This window comes from Pseudomonas sp. NPDC089530, from assembly GCF_050280705.1.
GTDB lineage: Bacteria > Pseudomonadota > Gammaproteobacteria > Pseudomonadales > Pseudomonadaceae > Aquipseudomonas.
This window is the reverse complement of record NZ_JBNNVU010000223.1, coordinates 1-1,057: the sequence shown is the minus strand read 5'-3', so window position 1 is coordinate 1,057 and position 1,057 is coordinate 1. Positions and strand designations below refer to the sequence as shown.

1 protein-coding gene and 1 pseudogene are annotated in these 1,057 nt (G+C 60.3%); both read left to right on the top strand.

Annotated features, from left to right (window positions below; all coding sequences use genetic code 11):
- Window positions 1-426, top strand: a pseudogene (locus ACQKQA_RS30450) (hypothetical protein); the annotation flags it as partial.
- A gap of 210 nt (window positions 427-636) precedes the next feature.
- Window positions 637-1,057, top strand: a 421-nt coding sequence (locus ACQKQA_RS30445; RefSeq protein ID WP_427564810.1) for an ATP-grasp domain-containing protein, incomplete at its 3' end; no start/stop codon positions are given.

Below are 1,057 nucleotides of genomic sequence, written 5' to 3'. Positions count from 1 at the left end.
TGCTCGGGGGCGGCGACGAAGTCCAGCGGGTCGTTCCAGACCGGCGTGGCCTTGACCAGCGCATGGGGCCCGGAAATCGCATGGGTCGGTAAAACCGAGCAGGCCTTGAAAGCTGAAGGCGTTGAAGTTAACGTCGGCACCTTCCCGTTCGCAGCCAGCGGCCGTGCCATGGCAGCCAACGACACCGGCGGTTTCGTGAAAGTCATCGCTGATGCCAAGACTGACCGTGTACTGGGCGTCCACGTGATCGGCCCAAGCGCGGCAGAACTGGTTCAGCAAGGTGCAATCGGCATGGAATTCGGCACCAGCGCCGAAGATCTGGGCATGATGGTCTTCTCCCATCCGACCCTGTCCGAAGCCCTGCACGAAGCAGCACTGGCAGTGAATGGCGGCGCCATCCACATCGCCAACCGCAAAAAGCGTTAAGACAATAAGAAACCACGGCGGATTGCCCGTCGTGAGCCTTGCGAGCAAGACTCACCGCGGAACGTCCGCTGGACTCGACCTCACGGGATACCTCAACCGGAGTTCAGGCTTCGGGGCAGGGGAGTCCGGTGAGGAGCGGTCACAGGTGGCGCGGCACTCATCAAGAGCGCAGCGCCGAATGCGCAGTACCTAACGAAGACGGTAAAAAGCATGAATCTTCACGAGTATCAGGGTAAGCAGCTGTTCGCTGAGTACGGCCTGCCAGTATCCAAAGGCTACGCGGTAGACACCCCGGAAGAAGCAGCAGAAGCTTGCGACAAGATCGGCGGCTCCGAGTGGGTTGTCAAAGCCCAGGTTCACGCCGGTGGTCGCGGCAAAGCGGGCGGCGTCAAGCTGGTTCGCAACAAAGAAGACGCTAAAGCATTCGCTCAACAGTGGTTGGGCAAGCGTCTGGTGACTTACCAGACTGACGCCAATGGTCAGCCTGTCACCAAGATCCTGGTTGAATCGTGCACTGATATCGCTAAAGAGCTGTACCTGGGCGCTGTCGTCCCTGGAGCGCCATCTGTTCAGCAGCACCGCGCGCTACCGCCTGAAGGGACAAGGCGAGATGTTCGGCGACAGCACCGAG